13 protein-coding genes and 1 tRNA gene are annotated in these 13,063 nt (G+C 66.3%); 9 read left to right on the top strand and 5 right to left on the bottom strand.

All coding sequences use genetic code 11. The features are described 5' to 3' along the window. Positions 1–81: 81 nt before the first annotated feature. From HLH21_RS04555 to HLH21_RS04535, 5 genes are all read left to right on the top strand, one after another. On the top strand, positions 82–1,038 hold the full coding sequence (locus HLH21_RS04555; RefSeq protein ID WP_182941771.1) for an N-carbamoyl-D-amino-acid hydrolase: 957 nt from the start codon (positions 82–84) through the stop codon (positions 1,036–1,038). A gap of 100 nt (positions 1,039–1,138) precedes the next feature. Then, on the top strand, positions 1,139–1,819 hold the full coding sequence (locus tag HLH21_RS04550; RefSeq protein WP_246379260.1) for an aspartate/glutamate racemase family protein: 681 nt from the start codon (positions 1,139–1,141) through the stop codon (positions 1,817–1,819). A gap of 1 nt (position 1,820) precedes the next feature. After that, positions 1,821–2,516 (top strand): cysteate racemase, encoded by a 696-nt coding sequence (gene cuyB, locus HLH21_RS04545; protein WP_182941768.1) that lies wholly within the window; start codon positions 1,821–1,823, stop codon positions 2,514–2,516. Between the two features lie 81 nt (positions 2,517–2,597). Continuing rightward, positions 2,598–3,104, top strand: a complete 507-nt coding sequence (locus tag HLH21_RS04540; RefSeq protein ID WP_182941766.1) for a flavin reductase — start codon at positions 2,598–2,600, stop codon at positions 3,102–3,104. A 233-nt stretch (positions 3,105–3,337) separates the two neighbouring features. Further along, on the top strand, positions 3,338–3,940 hold the full coding sequence (locus tag HLH21_RS04535) for a nitroreductase family protein (RefSeq protein WP_182941764.1): 603 nt from the start codon (positions 3,338–3,340) through the stop codon (positions 3,938–3,940). A 795-nt stretch (positions 3,941–4,735) separates the two neighbouring features. Here the strand turns inward: HLH21_RS04535 and HLH21_RS04530 are convergent. Next, positions 4,736–4,810 (bottom strand) — tRNA-Gly (locus HLH21_RS04530). A 228-nt stretch (positions 4,811–5,038) separates the two neighbouring features. Between HLH21_RS04530 and HLH21_RS04525 the strand changes: the two genes are divergently transcribed. The 3 genes from HLH21_RS04525 to HLH21_RS04515 all read left to right on the top strand — a co-directional run bounded on the left by HLH21_RS04525 (position 5,039) and on the right by HLH21_RS04515 (position 7,030). Further along, complete coding sequence (locus HLH21_RS04525; RefSeq protein ID WP_182941762.1) at positions 5,039–6,037, top strand: tetratricopeptide repeat protein; 999 nt, start codon at positions 5,039–5,041, stop codon at positions 6,035–6,037. Between the two features lie 73 nt (positions 6,038–6,110). Beyond that, positions 6,111–6,800 carry an LON peptidase substrate-binding domain-containing protein gene (locus HLH21_RS04520; RefSeq protein WP_182942001.1) on the top strand — a complete coding sequence of 230 codons (690 nt, stop codon included), beginning with the start codon at positions 6,111–6,113 and terminating at the stop codon, positions 6,798–6,800. Between the two features lie 23 nt (positions 6,801–6,823). After that, complete coding sequence (locus tag HLH21_RS04515; protein WP_182941760.1) at positions 6,824–7,030, top strand: Trm112 family protein; 207 nt, start codon at positions 6,824–6,826, stop codon at positions 7,028–7,030. Here the strand turns inward: HLH21_RS04515 and panC are convergent. Then, positions 7,021–7,917 (bottom strand): pantoate--beta-alanine ligase, encoded by an 897-nt coding sequence (gene panC, locus HLH21_RS04510; protein ID WP_182941758.1) that lies wholly within the window; start codon positions 7,915–7,917, stop codon positions 7,021–7,023. The genes HLH21_RS04515 and panC overlap by 10 nt on opposite strands. 302 nt (positions 7,918–8,219) lie before the next feature. Between panC and HLH21_RS17135 the strand changes: the two genes are divergently transcribed. Beyond that, positions 8,220–8,345, top strand: a complete 126-nt coding sequence (locus HLH21_RS17135; RefSeq protein ID WP_264811551.1) for a hypothetical protein — start codon at positions 8,220–8,222, stop codon at positions 8,343–8,345. Positions 8,346–8,387: 42 nt separating this feature from the next. Here the strand turns inward: HLH21_RS17135 and HLH21_RS04500 are convergent, their stop codons facing one another. Genes HLH21_RS04500 through HLH21_RS04490 form a run of 3 tightly spaced genes read right to left on the bottom strand, consistent with a single transcriptional unit; the run spans position 8,388 to position 13,032 of the window. Next, entirely contained in the window at positions 8,388–9,287 is a 900-nt protein-coding gene (locus HLH21_RS04500; RefSeq protein WP_182941756.1) for a transglutaminase family protein, read from the bottom strand. A gap of 34 nt (positions 9,288–9,321) precedes the next feature. Then, a complete protein-coding gene (locus tag HLH21_RS04495; protein ID WP_182941754.1) occupies positions 9,322–11,889 on the bottom strand; it encodes a circularly permuted type 2 ATP-grasp protein in 2,568 nt (855 codons plus the stop codon). 60 nt (positions 11,890–11,949) lie between these two features. Beyond that, positions 11,950–13,032, bottom strand: a complete 1,083-nt coding sequence (locus tag HLH21_RS04490) for a zinc-binding metallopeptidase family protein (RefSeq protein WP_182941752.1) — start codon at positions 13,030–13,032, stop codon at positions 11,950–11,952. Between the last annotated feature and the right edge of the window lie 31 nt (positions 13,033–13,063).

Raw genomic sequence — 13,063 nt, 5'->3', positions numbered from 1 at the left:
CGATTGGATACCATCAGTATTACCATATACCTGTGGCCGGATCATGAATCCTTCCATTCCCAACATCGATGCGAGAGAAATATGAGTCGCGTTATTCGGATCGCTGCGGCCCAGATGGGACCGACACAAAAGAACGACAGTCGGGAGGCCACCCTCAACCGGATCATCGCACTCCTCGAGAAAGCGTCCGATGCGGGCGCGAATCTGGTCGTCTTTCCGGAGCTGGCGTTCACAACGTTTTTCCCCCGCTGGATACTGGACGGCGAGAACCTGGACTCTCAGTTCGAGAGCGCGATGCCCAATCCGAACGTCCAGCCCCTGTTCGACCGGGCGCGTGAGCTCAAGATCGGCTTTTATATCGGATACGCCGAAATCACGCCCGACAACCGCCGCTTCAATTCGTCCATCATGGTCGATACGAAGGGAAATATTATTGGCAAATACAGGAAGGTTCACCTTCCCGGTTCTGTCGAGCCCCGGCCGAATGCCGTCTATCAGCAGCTCGAAAAGCGTTATTTCGAGTATGGCGACATGGGTTTCCCCGCATTTCGCGGCGGCAAGGATCTTCAGGATGCCATCATGGGCATGCTGATCTGCAACGATCGTCGCTGGCCCGAGGGCTGGCGGTGCCTCGCCCTGCAAGGGATGGAACTGCTGTGCGTGGGATATAACTCCGCGGCGTACGATCCCAATGGCGGAGAATCGGAATCCGCCGAACTGCGTACCTTCCACGCGCAACTGGTCGTTCAGGCCAATGCCTACATGAACGCGTGCTGGGCCGTCGCGGTCGCCAAGGCCGGCAACGAGGACGGATCGGGGCTGATCGGTGGCTCCTGCATCGTGGACCCCAACGGCCGCATCGTCGCCGAGACCAAAACGCTTGCGGATGAAATCGCGGTTGCCGATTGCGATCTGGATATGTGCCAGCAGGGAAAATCGAAAATGTTCAACTTCGAATCCCATCGTCGTCCCCACTGGTATTCCCGCATCGTCGAGCAGACGGGCGTCGGGTGCGTGCCGGAGACGACTGCGGAATAACCGCGGGCCGGAAGATGGTTCCCACGTTCGTGAAACGGCGCCGCTTCTCAAGCCTTGACCTGTGATACCCTGGGGCAACACGCAAGATAGGCTGCCTTCCATGTCGGACAAAAAACGAATACTGGTCATCAACCCGAACGCGTCCACGCGCGTGACCCAGGTCATTGACCGCGAATTGAACGCGATACGCAAGCAGACGTCGTTCACAATCGACGTCTGCGACCATCCCTCGGCTCCCCCGGGAATTGCCCGGCAGCAGGACGCCGACATGGTCGCCCCGCTGGTGCAGCAGACCATCCGCAGGGAACGAGCATCGGCTTATGTCGTCGCGTGTTTCAGCGACCCGGGACTGACCGGAGCCCGGGAGGAGGCGAAAGGTTCTCTCGTTCTTGGCTGCGGTGAAAGCGCCATCTTGCATGCCCTGACGGTCGGCGACCAGTTCGGCATCATTTCCCTGTCCGATCTGTCGACCCTTCGCCAGCGCCGGATGGTCCGCATGATGGGGCTGACGTCCCGCTATGCCGGCAGCGCCGCCATCTCCGCCACGGCCGAGGAAGCGACATCCCCCCTGCTGATCGAAAAGATGGTGGACGCCGGTCGCGCACTGGCATCCGGGGGGGCCAATGTCATCCTCATGGGATGCGCCGGCATGGCCCATTTCCGATCGTCTCTGGAAGACAGGCTTGGAATGCCCGTTATCGATCCGACGAGTTCGGCGGTTGCGATGGCGCTCGGCCTCTGCACCCTTCGCGAAAGCAGACTGAATGAATCCGACCCATAAGATGATCGGCGTCCTGGGGGGAATGGGGCCCGCGGCAACAGCGGATTTCATGAGACAGGTGATCCTGTCTACCCCCGCCAGGCGCGATCAGGACCACGTTCCGCTCCTGATCTTTTCCGATCCGACAATCCCGGATCGCAGTTCATCAATTATCGATTCGACCGTCCCCTCGCCGCTGCCCATGTTGCGCGACTACGCCTTGCGCCTGCAGCACGCCGGGGCGACGGCCATCGTGATCCCCTGCAACACGGCTCATCATTTCTACGACCAGATCGCCGGCTGCGTCACCATCCCGATTCTTCATATCGTCGATGCCGTTCGCGAGGAACTGGATGAAAACACCGACCTGCGATCCTGTGGCGTCGCAATCATGGCGACGGCGGGGACCCTTCGCTCGCGCTTCTATGAACGCAAACTCACCCAGGCCGGATATGGATGCATCGTCCCGACCGAGACAGAGCAGCATCTGGTGGACCGGACCATACAATTGATAAAGGGTGGACAATCCGAAATGGCAAAGCCGTTTGCCATACAGGCGGTTCAGTCTTTTCGTCAGAGAGGTGCCGGGTCCGTCATACTGGGCTGCACGGAGCTTCCTCTTATCAAGGAGGTGTTTGACGATATCCTGCCTCATGTCGACTCGACGAAAGCGCTGGCCCGACACTGCATAAGATATATTTCGGAAAGAACGACCTGATTTTTTGAAATACGTTCATTTCCAAAGATTTTATACCAATAAAACCTCGCGAACTCAGAATGACTGGATACATTGAAAGCCATGGTTGAAAGTGCATTATTCCGGGAAGGCATGTCGTGGCTTGGATCGGCCGTCAATATCATCACAACGGATGGGACCGCTGGACGACACGGCTTCACGGCCTCCGCCGTATGCAGCGTCACGGACACCCCACCGACCCTGCTTGTCTGCATGAACCGGACCGTCAGTTCCCACGAGGCTTTTCTTCAAAACAAGGCCCTGTGCGTCAATGTCCTCGGGGGCGATCACCAGCCACTTGCCAATGGCTTCGCAAGCCGGCGCTTGTCCATGGATGACCGTTTCGGCCTGGCCGAATGGACCCGGCTGAAGACGCAGGCGCCTGCCCTGGTCGGCGCGACGGTAAATTTCGACTGCATCATCGATAAAGTCACCAGCGTCGGAACGCATGATGTTTTGTTCTGTACCGTTCAGGCCGTCAGTCTGGCAGACAATCGGGAAGGCCTGATCTGGCTCGGCCGCAGCTATCATAACCTGCAGGACCCGGCCGCTTTCGGAAGGCAATTTTGAATTCTATAACCATTTCATATGATGGAACCAATCTGCTGATAATCGGGATGGTTGTCGGCCACGGAAACAATGTCTATTTTTACCACTGTCAGTTCCTGACCAGGGTAGATATATTTACTTACATAGTTAGATACCATCTATATATGGATAATCATATTATTATAAATTCGTGATCGTTTCATGCAGATCCTGTCTTCGCAGTTCAAATAACGATACGAAAAGGAGAATTTTCCGTGACTCGCGCCGATAATCGCACTGCGGATCCTTCGATCCTCCGGCTTCTGGTCGACCGCTGGTCTCCTCGCGCCTTTACCGAGGAAACCATTTCCGAGGAAGAGCTGAAGGCGATCCTCGAGGCCGGTCGCTGGGCCCCTTCCCAATATAATTCCCAGCCCTGGCGGTTCATGTACGCCCGTCGGGATACGCCGCACTGGGGACACCTGCTGTCCTTGCTGAAGCCCGTCAACCAGCGCTGGGCGAAGTCTGCGGCGGCCCTGGTGTACGTTGCATCCTGCAAGACCATGATCCCCCGCACCACGCCGGACCCCGTCTTTTCGCGCACACATTCCTACGATGCCGGCGCCGCCGCGATGCTGGTTCTGCTTCAGGCAACCTACGCAGGCTGGTCCGCCCATACCATGAGCGGCGTGAGCAACGTGGACGAAACGCATGCCAGTCTTGGCCTGCCGGCGTCCTATGCCTTTGAAACCGTCATCGCCATCGGAAGGCAGGGATCACCGGATCTGTTGCCCGAGGACCTGGCCGTCCGAGAGGTTCCCTCCACCCGTCGGCCGCTTGACGAAATCATGTTTGAAGGCCCCTTTCCCGCCAGCTGAGGCGCCTTTCGGCGGGGGGCTGTTCCCGACCAGCTCGAACAGGCGGAGGTTGTTGAACCCGCCCGCCCTGTTCAAGGGGGACGTATTCCACGGCCCCCCTCGCCCCGCCACGCACTCCGGATGCGCGGCCTGCTTCCTTTCGACCATCAGACGCCAGGCTCCACGAAAGGATAGCGCCGCCTCCGTTGCCCCATTGCCGCGTAAATCGCGCTGCCCAAGGCGGGAAAGGCCGACACCGTACTCACCTCGCCGATGCCGCCAAGATGATGGCCTGGATCAGACGAGTGACGCCCCGAACCCTCGATGCCTTGCAGGACGCGGTGCGCGGCGCAATCGACGACGCCTGTCACAGTCAAGCCGCCGCCCATTTTGCCGCCGCCGGATATGAACCAGATTGATCGGATTATGCTCTAGCCGAACGCCCTTGCCCCTGCGTCGGGTGGCGAGGACGGCGGCCAGAAGCGTTCGATCCCGGCTTCGATCGCGGAAATCCTATCTCAGCGAATGCGATTGACCCAGGCCTTGGAGTCCTTCGCCGAGCAGCTTCGTGAGGATGTCGGGGGTCGACGCCAGAGCCGCTTGGGTGGTGGCTGCCCCGCATCATGGAGGCCCATGCAAAGGCGACGGAAGCGATTGCAGCCGGCACGGATGAGGCATGCCGCCAGCATGCGGGGCTATCCGGCTCTACGATTTCTCGTGCTTACAACGAACCTGCATCGCCGACTGAAAACAGTCGCATAAACAAAAAACGGCCCCGAAGGGCCGCTTTAACCGACTGATTTTCCTTGGAAAATCTGGAGCGGGCGATGGGATTCGAACCCACGACCCCAACCTTGGCAAGGTTGTGCTCTACCCCTGAGCTACGCCCGCTCACCGTGTCGGTGAACGGGGGTTTAGGGGATAGCGGGTGACCTGACAAGGGGGGAAAAACGTTTCCCGCGCTTTTTTTGGCAAGGCGGGGGAGTGGCTTGTCGGACAGCGCGCGGATAACAATGTTATCCCTTGGATTATCCATGGCGCCGTGGCCCGGCGCCCCTCCCTGCCGTGCGGTCGCTCACCGGCGGCGGGGAACGACACAGGCAAACAGGATCGGGTTCTATGGATTACATCATCGGTCAGCCCCGCGCGGGACAGCGCCTCGCCAACGGATTGGTGGACGAAGCGGGCGTTTCGACCTCGGCCACGGGTGCCGGGGGCGCGGATGCGGGCCTGATCGTCGACGGCAGCCAGGACACCTTCATGCAGGAGGTGCTGGAGGCCAGCCGCACGGTGCCGATCCTGGTCGATTTCTGGGCCAGCTGGTGCGGCCCGTGCCGCCAGTTGACCCCGGTGCTGGAAAAGATCGTCCGGGCCGCCGGCGGCCGCGTGCGGCTGGTGAAGATCGATATCGACGCCAACCGCGCCCTGGCCCAGCAACTGACCCAGGTGGGATTGCCGTTGCAGTCGATTCCGCTGGTGGCGGCGTTCTGGCAGGGGCAGATCCTCGACCTGTTCCAGGGCGCCCTGCCTGAAAGCGAAATCAAGCGATTCGTCGAGGGCCTGCTGGCATCGGCCGGGGGCGGCACGATGCCGGCCTCCGAGTTGATCGCCGCCGCCCGCGCGGCGATGGAGAACGGCAGCGCCGAGGAAGCCGCCGGGCTGTATTCCCAGACCATCGAGATCGAACCCGAGAACCCCGCTGCCTGGGGCGGGCTGGTGCGCGCCCTGATCCTGATGAGCGACGAGGAAGCGGCCGACGCCGCGCTGGCCGACGTCCCGGCCAAGATCGCCGACCATGCCGAGATCACCGGCGCGCGCGCGGCGCTGGAGCTGAAGCGCGAGGGCCGCAAGGCCGCCGAGGAGGCCGAGACCCTGCGGCAGCGCCTGGCCGCCAACCCCGCCGACCATGCGGCGCGCTACGAACTGGCGGCTGCGCTGAACGCGGCGGGCAAGCGGCAGGAGGCCGCCGATGAGCTTCTGGCGATCATGCGGCAGGACCGGGCCTGGAACGACGATGCCGCACGCCTGCAACTGATCCGCCTGTTCGAATCGTGGGGGCATGACGACCCCGCAACCCTGCAGGCGCGCAGGCGCATGTCGGCGCTGCTGTTCTCGTGACCCGGTCGCGGATGGCGCGCCGCCGGTGAGGGGGGACGACGACATTCCCCGCAGCATTCCGCGCCCGCGCGAGATGACGCTGGCGGACATCCCGCCGGAGCTGGGGTTGTTTCCGCTGCGCGAAGCGCTGCTGCTGCCGCAGGGCAAGCTGCCGCTGAACGTGTTCGAACCACGCTATGTCGCGCTGATCGAGGACGCGATGGCCGCGACGCGGCTGATCGGCATGATCCAGCCGCGCCACGACGAACTCGACCAGGACGACGACCCGCACGCCGTCCGGAACGACGGCGCGGACGGCCCCTCGCCCGACCTGTACCGAATCGGCTGCGTGGGGCGCATCACCTCGATGACCGAGCGGTCGGACGGCACCTACGCCGTCACCCTGACCGGCCTGGCGCGCTTCCGGCTGCTGCGGGAAAGCGGGCTGCATCGCGGCTATCGCCGGGCGCGGATCGATGTCTCGTCCTTCGCCAGCGACCTGACAGAAGCCGAGGCGACGTTCTACGACCGGGAACGGATGATGCAGGCCCTGCGCCGCTATTGCCGCAGCCGCGGCATCGGCGCCCGCTGGAGCATGATCGAGCAGATGGACGACGAGGCCCTGCTGGTCACGCTGCCGATGATCTGCCCCTTCGTGGCCGCCGAAAAGCAGGCGCTGCTGGAATCGGGCACGCTGGCCGATCGTGCCCGCACCCTTCAGACCCTTCTGGACCTGGCTGGACATGAACCCGACGAAGGTGCATCCCGGCCCCCATTATCCTGATCCTTCGCAGGGAAGCCGATACGATGACCGAAACCGCCCAATCGCCCGCCCAGCAGCCGCCGCTCGACCCCCGCCTGCTGTCCGTCCTGGTCTGCCCCGTCACCAAGGGGCCGCTGATCTACGACCGCGAGGCCGGGGAACTCATCAGCCGGCAGGCCGGCCTGGCCTTCCCGATTCGCGACGGCATCCCGATCATGCTGCCCGACGAGGCCCGTCCGCTTCAGTCCTGAGCGGGCCGGTCGTCCAGGCCGCCCACGGGCACGTTGTCGATCAGCCTGACCGCGCCCACCCGGCCGGCCGCCAGCAGGCGCGCCGGCTGGCGGCCCTGTTCCGACAGCGGCGCCAGGTCGGCGTCCCGCCGCAGTTCCAGATATTCGATGTCGGCGAAACCAGCCTGCAACAGCCGCGCGCGGGTGGCCGCCAGCACCGTCCCCACCGGGCGGCCGGCCGCGATCTGGCGCGCGGCGTCGGTCAGCGCCGCCGGCAACACGCCGGCGCGGTCGCGGTCCCCGGCGCCCGTCAACCGGCGGTTGCGCGAGGACATCGCCAGCCCGTCCGCCTCGCGCCGGGTGGGGCAGGCCACCACGCGGATGGGGATATCCAGGTCGGTCGCCATGCGGCGGACGACATGGACCTGCTGGAAATCCTTCTCGCCGAAAAAGGCGGCGTCGGCCTGACTTTGCAGGAACAGCTTGCAGACCACCGTCGCCACCCCGTCGAAATGGCCGGGGCGGTGCGCGCCGCACAGCCCCTCGGCCACGCCGCCGGCCGAGATGCGGGTCGCGAAGCCCGGCGGATACATCTCGTCCACCGTGGGGGCATACAACAGATGCGTGCCGGCCTCGGCCAGCAGGCGCGCGTCCTCGTCCTCGGTCCGGGGGTAGGTGCCCAGGTCGGCCGGGTTGTCGAACTGGGTCGGGTTGACGAAGATCGAGACGATCACCCGATCCATCGTCCGCAGCGCCGCCCGCACCAGGCTGAGATGCCCGTCGTGCAGCGCCCCCATGGTGGGCACCAGCCCCACCGTCAGCCCATCCCGCTTCCAGCCGCGCACGATGCGCCGCAGGGCCTCGACCGTGTGGACCGTGCGAATCTCGGGCGTAAGCGTCTTCAGCATGGTGCTTCCCTCTGGGAGACTGTCCTGGCGGGATATATCGGCCCGATCCCGCGCCAGGGGAAGCCCCACCCGATTCCTCCCCCTCATGCCGGCCGCCGACCGGTGCCCATGCGATAGGGCACGACGCCGCGTTCCTCGCTGCCCACGTCCAGCGGCTGGCCGATCGCCGTGCTGCCGCAGGCCGGCTGACCGCGCGCACCCCGTTCCGTCCGCGCATCTTCCGCGCGGGCGGGGTTGTCTGCTAAGGACGGTGCCTTCCCCGCCAGGAGGCAATGTTGACCCAGACCATCCGGCTTTTCAGCATGACCACACTTCTTCTGTTGCTCGCCGCCTGCGGCGGAAAGCACGCCCACCACCATGGCCCCGTCAGCGAGCGGGAACGGTGGCAGGCGCTGGGCTACCAGGACGGATTGCAGAAAACCCCCTGAGGGAGAGGCCGGCCCGCCCCCGCAAGGGCAACGCCCGTGCCTTCAGGCCGGGGCGATGTCGGGCCATTCATCGGCCGGGACCAGATCGACCCCCACCGTCAGCACGTCGTCCCCGCCCCCCAGGATCAGGCCGCGCACCGGGCTGATGTCGCCGTAATCGCGGCCCCAGCCCAGCACCACATGCTCGGCCCGCACCACGATCCCGTTCGTGGGGTCCAGCCCCACCCAGCCGTGCTCCGGCCCCAGCCAGGCCCCCACCCAGGCGTGGGACTGGTCGGAGCCCAGGCGACGCTTCTGCCCCGGCGGCGGCCGCGTGCGGATATAGCCCGACATGTAGCGCGCCGGCACGCCGACCTGGCGCAGCGCGCTAATCATCAGATGCGTGAAATCCTGGCACACGCCCTCGCGCCGGGCCAGGACCTGGTCGACCGGGGTGGACAGCGTCGTGACCCCGGCGCGAAAGCGGAACTCGGTGAAGATGCGCCGGTTCAGCTCCAGCAGCGCCGCCAGCACCGGACGGCCCGGCGTGAACGACAGGGCCGCGTACTCCCCCGCCGCCGCGTTCGCCGCGCACATCGGGCTGTCGAACAGGAATTCCGCGACGTCCCAGGCCGAGGCCCCGCCCGTCCGGGCCAGGGCCGCGACATCCTCCCACGCCAGCGTATCCGTCTCGGGCGGGGGCGGGGCGAAATCGACATCGACCTCCGATTCCGTCAGCACGTCGAAGGTCAGGTGCGGGGCCTCGTGATACAGCCAGGCGACCGGATTGCCGAAATAATCGACGCCATCCACGCGCCGCACCGGCGCGGGCGTAACCTCCAGCCGCGTCCATAGCACCGCCTGGCCCGGCAGGTCGCGCGGCGTCACATGCACGATATGGGCCGCCAGATCGACCGGGCGGCCATAGACGTAGCGGGTGGCGTGGCGCACCCGGTAGATCATGTCCGCCCTCCCCGGCCCTGCGCGCCTGTCGCCCTCATGCTTCCTCCCCCGCCCCGCCTCTGTCGACATAATGCCCGCCGCCCACCGCGCGCGGCGGTATCAGCACCACGAAATAGCGGCGCGCGATCTGGCGGGCCAGGTCGCGGATGTCGTCACGGATATCCAGGATGCGGTCCGGCAGGGTCGCGGCCATGCTGTCCTGCCGCGCCGCCGACAGCACGTCGTCGACCACCCCGCGCAGCCGGTCCATGATGGCGCGGACGGCGCGGAGCAGATCGGCCCCGTCCGCCAGGCCGGCGCCCGGCCGGTCCGGATCGGCCCGGTCCCCATCGACCTGGCCCAGATCGGCCAGCGCGTCGCCGATCATCGCCATCTGGCTGGCGACCCCGCGCGGATTGCCCTCGTCCAGCAGCAGCAGGTCCAGCACCGGCCCCGGCTGCAACACCGAGAAATAGCGCGAGCGATAAGTGATGACGCAGTCGCTCAGTTCCAGAATCAGGCGCAGCGCGCCCTCCATCCGGCCCCGCTGGGCCACGTCCTTCTGCTGCAACACCAGCGCGATCGACGTCAGAATCGCCCCGGCGCGTTCGATCCGCCGGCCGAGGTCGAGGAACTGCCGGCCCCCGTTACGCACCATGTTTTCGGCCGTCAGGCCCGAAATCGTGGCGCCATAGCGCAGCAGCCCGTCGGTGACCCTCCCGATCCGTTCCAGGGTGCGACCGGGGTCGCCCGGCACGCGGGTGTCCTGCAACTGGCCGCGCAGGGCCTCGGTGCCCTGGACGATCGTGTCGTAGGTTTCCGCCGTCAGCCGGTCCTGCAACCCCGCCGCCACCCGCGCGATCTCGGACAGCAGGCGTTGCGGCAGACCGGAGTCGAAGGCGACGCCCGACAGCATCCGCACCAGGGTCGGGAACCCCGCGCCAACCGCCGGTTCGTCCTGCAACAGGCCGACATGGCCGGCCAGCCGCAGCATGGTTTCCAGTTCCACCCGTTCGCGCGGCGATCCGTCCACCCGGCCGGCGCGCCGCGTCACCCCGCGCAGCACGCGGCCGGCGCCCTCCAGTTGCTCCAGATACCGGCCCAGCCAGAAGAAATCGTCGGCGGCCCGGCTGGGCAGGTCCCCCTGCCCCCGGCGGATGGCCAGCGTCATGGTCGGCACCACCGCCGCCCCGACAATTTCGGCGCTGTCCTCGACCGTGACCCATACGTCCTTGGTGACGACCTGCCTGCTCAGCGACTGGGCCGGCGGCGCGTCGGCGCCGGGCAGCAGGCGCGCCATGCCGCCGGGCAGCACCTGCCAGTCGACGCCGTCGAACAGGGCGAACAGGCGCAGCACGATGGCGCCGGGTTCGATTCCGCCGGGCTGGACCGATGGCATCACCGACGGCGGCACGGCCTCGACCGCCACGAAGCGTTCGGGCGCGCGGCGCAGGGCGGCCAGGGCGTCGTCGTCCAGCCGGTCCAGCCGGCGGACCGGCGCCGTGACGTCCGCGACCGGCCGCAGCCACCAGCGCGACCGGTCCCCGGCCAGCAGATCCTCCAGCCCGCCGGGCACATCACCCAGCCAGATGGTCCGCGTGTCGGGCAGCAGCAGGTCCCGGTCCAGGAACCGGGCGGCCAGGTCGGGCATGAACGCGGCGAATCCCGGCGCCTCGACCACGCCGGCGGCCGGATCGTTCACCAGATGCACCGCCCCGCTCCGCACCGCATCCAGCAGCCCCGCAATGCCCGGCACCGGCCCGCCATCCAGTTCCAGCGGATCGACCGTCCACCCGTCCTGCCGCAGCAGCAGCACATCCACCCGGCGCAGACCCCGCACGGTCTTGAGCCACAGGGCGCCGTCGCGCACCGTCAGGTCCCCGGCCTCGGCCAGGACACAGCCCAGTTCGCGGGCCAGGATGACATGTTCCGCCCATTGCGGCCCGCGCGGTCCGGGGGTCAGCAGCGCCAGCCCCGGATTGCGGTCGGACAGGCCGGCCAGGCGCTGCAGGCTGTCCTGCCAGGATTCGAAGAAGGGGGTCAGCCGCCGCACCTCGCGGCCCGAGAACAGTTCGGGCAGCACGCGCGCCATCTGCCGGCGGTTTTCCAGCGCCCGCCCGATGCCGTTGGCCCGCGCCACCCGGTCGGCCACCACCCGCCAGCCGCCGTCCGGCCCGCGAATCAGATCGGCCGAATAGAACGACAGGAACTGCCGCGGCGGCGCGTCCCGCCCCGGCTCCGGATGGTCACCCATCCGCAGGAAGCCCGGGGCCGGATAGACCAGCGCCGGCGGCAGCACGCCGTCGGCCAGCAGGGTCCGGGGGCCGTACAGGTCGCGCAGCGTGTCCTCCAGGATGCGCGCGCGCTGCACGATCCCGTCCCCCAGCCAGGCGAATTCCTGCGCCGTCAGCAGCAGCGGCACCGGGTCGCACCCCCCGGCAAGCGGAGGCGTGCCGCCCGCGATGCCGGTCTGGTCGTGCAGCGCGCGCGCCATCTGCCGCGCCCGCTCCAGCAATTCCCGATGGCCGAGATCGCTGATCGAGCCCAGCAGGCCGCGCCAATGGGGCCGGACGCCACCGCGTCCGTCCACCATTTCATCCAGGGGAATGCGCTCCAGCTCCATGATGCCCGATGTATGGGCGAACGCCGGTCAACAGTAAACGGCCTTGCGCCGCGCCGTCGGCTAGGTCGCCCGTTGGGGCGCCGGCGCCCGATGCACCAGCGCGTGGATGAAGGCCAGCTTCCGCAGCACCGGAACGGGCAGGACGAACGGGTAGAAATCCGACTGGCCCATCGACCGGTTGAGGCTGTTCACCGCATAGGTCAGCGGCAGCCACGCCCGCGCCACCTGGTCGAACGAATCGACCGTATAGGGGTTGAAATCGACCGCGAGCTGAAAGGACGGGTCGCTGGAAATCCGCACGCCCACCGACAGGCCGTACGCCTGCGCGGTTTCCAGCGTCGAGACGATATGCATGTAATGCGCCCAGGTCTCGGCGAAGTCCTCCCAGGGGTGGGTGGTGGCGTATTCGCTGACATATTCGTCCTGCCAGCCCGGCGGGGGGCCGGCTTCGTAATGGTGTTGCAACGCCGCCACGTAGTCCTGGCTGTCGTCGCCGAACACCGCGCGGCAATCCTCCAGCCGGCCGCCGTCGCGGACCAGGACGTTCCAGTAATAATGGCCGATCTCGTGCCGGAAATGGCCCAGCAGGGTGCGATAGTGCTCGCCCATCTCGACGCGCATCATCTCGCGCGCGGCGTCGTCGGCCTCACGCACCGCGATGGTGACGACGCCGTCCTGATGGCCGGTCATCACCCGGCCGCCCTCCGTCGGATCTTCCAGGAAATCGAAGGCCAGCCCGCCCTGCGGGTCTTCCTGGCGGGTCCGCATGGGCAGGTCCAGGCACAGCAGGGTATAGAAAAGCCGGTGCTTGGCCGTTTCCAGTTGCCGCCAGCGTTCGGCGTTGCCGTCGATCGACAGGTCGGGGATTACCCGGTTATGGCGGCAGGCCACGCAGAAGGCGTCACCCCCGTCCGGCACCAGCCAGTTGCACACCCCATGCTCCGCATTGGCGCAGAACCGCACCGTGTCAGCGCCGGCCGCCTCCGACAGCGGACGCCATGCCCCCTCGATGTCCTCGACGGGGTCCAGCGCGGTCAGGTCGTTGCAATCAGGCAGGTAGCCGAGCACATGATGGCAGCGCTCGCACATCGTGTTCTCGAAAAACAGGATCTGGTTGCAGGACTGACAGGCAAACAGTTTCACGATGCGCCCCCCGGCAGTTATCCCCGAAAAG

Source organism: Gluconacetobacter johannae (genome assembly GCF_014174305.1).
Lineage (GTDB): Bacteria > Pseudomonadota > Alphaproteobacteria > Acetobacterales > Acetobacteraceae > Gluconacetobacter > Gluconacetobacter johannae.
The sequence above is the reverse complement of the archived record's forward strand: the minus strand, read 5'-3'. Positions and strand labels throughout refer to the sequence as shown.

What these genes read in the sequence shown, in the direction of transcription:
- HLH21_RS04555 (WP_182941771.1), top strand. Translation starts at nt 82, where the DNA reads ATGAGTCGCGTTATTCGGATCGCTGCGGCCCAGATGGGACCGACACAA.
- HLH21_RS04550 (WP_246379260.1), top strand. Translation starts at nt 1,139, where the DNA reads ATGTCGGACAAAAAACGAATACTGGTCATCAACCCGAACGCGTCCACG.
- cuyB (WP_182941768.1), top strand. Translation starts at nt 1,821, where the DNA reads ATGATCGGCGTCCTGGGGGGAATGGGGCCCGCGGCAACAGCGGATTTC.
- HLH21_RS04540 (WP_182941766.1), top strand. Translation starts at nt 2,598, where the DNA reads ATGGTTGAAAGTGCATTATTCCGGGAAGGCATGTCGTGGCTTGGATCG.
- HLH21_RS04525 (WP_182941762.1), top strand. Translation starts at nt 5,039, where the DNA reads ATGGATTACATCATCGGTCAGCCCCGCGCGGGACAGCGCCTCGCCAAC.
- HLH21_RS04520 (WP_182942001.1), top strand. Translation starts at nt 6,111, where the DNA reads ATGACGCTGGCGGACATCCCGCCGGAGCTGGGGTTGTTTCCGCTGCGC.
- HLH21_RS04515 (WP_182941760.1), top strand. Translation starts at nt 6,824, where the DNA reads ATGACCGAAACCGCCCAATCGCCCGCCCAGCAGCCGCCGCTCGACCCC.
- panC (WP_182941758.1), bottom strand. Translation starts at nt 7,917, where the DNA reads ATGCTGAAGACGCTTACGCCCGAGATTCGCACGGTCCACACGGTCGAG.
- HLH21_RS17135 (WP_264811551.1), top strand. Translation starts at nt 8,220, where the DNA reads ATGACCACACTTCTTCTGTTGCTCGCCGCCTGCGGCGGAAAGCACGCC.
- HLH21_RS04500 (WP_182941756.1), bottom strand. Translation starts at nt 9,287, where the DNA reads ATGATCTACCGGGTGCGCCACGCCACCCGCTACGTCTATGGCCGCCCG.
- HLH21_RS04495 (WP_182941754.1), bottom strand. Translation starts at nt 11,889, where the DNA reads ATGGAGCTGGAGCGCATTCCCCTGGATGAAATGGTGGACGGACGCGGT.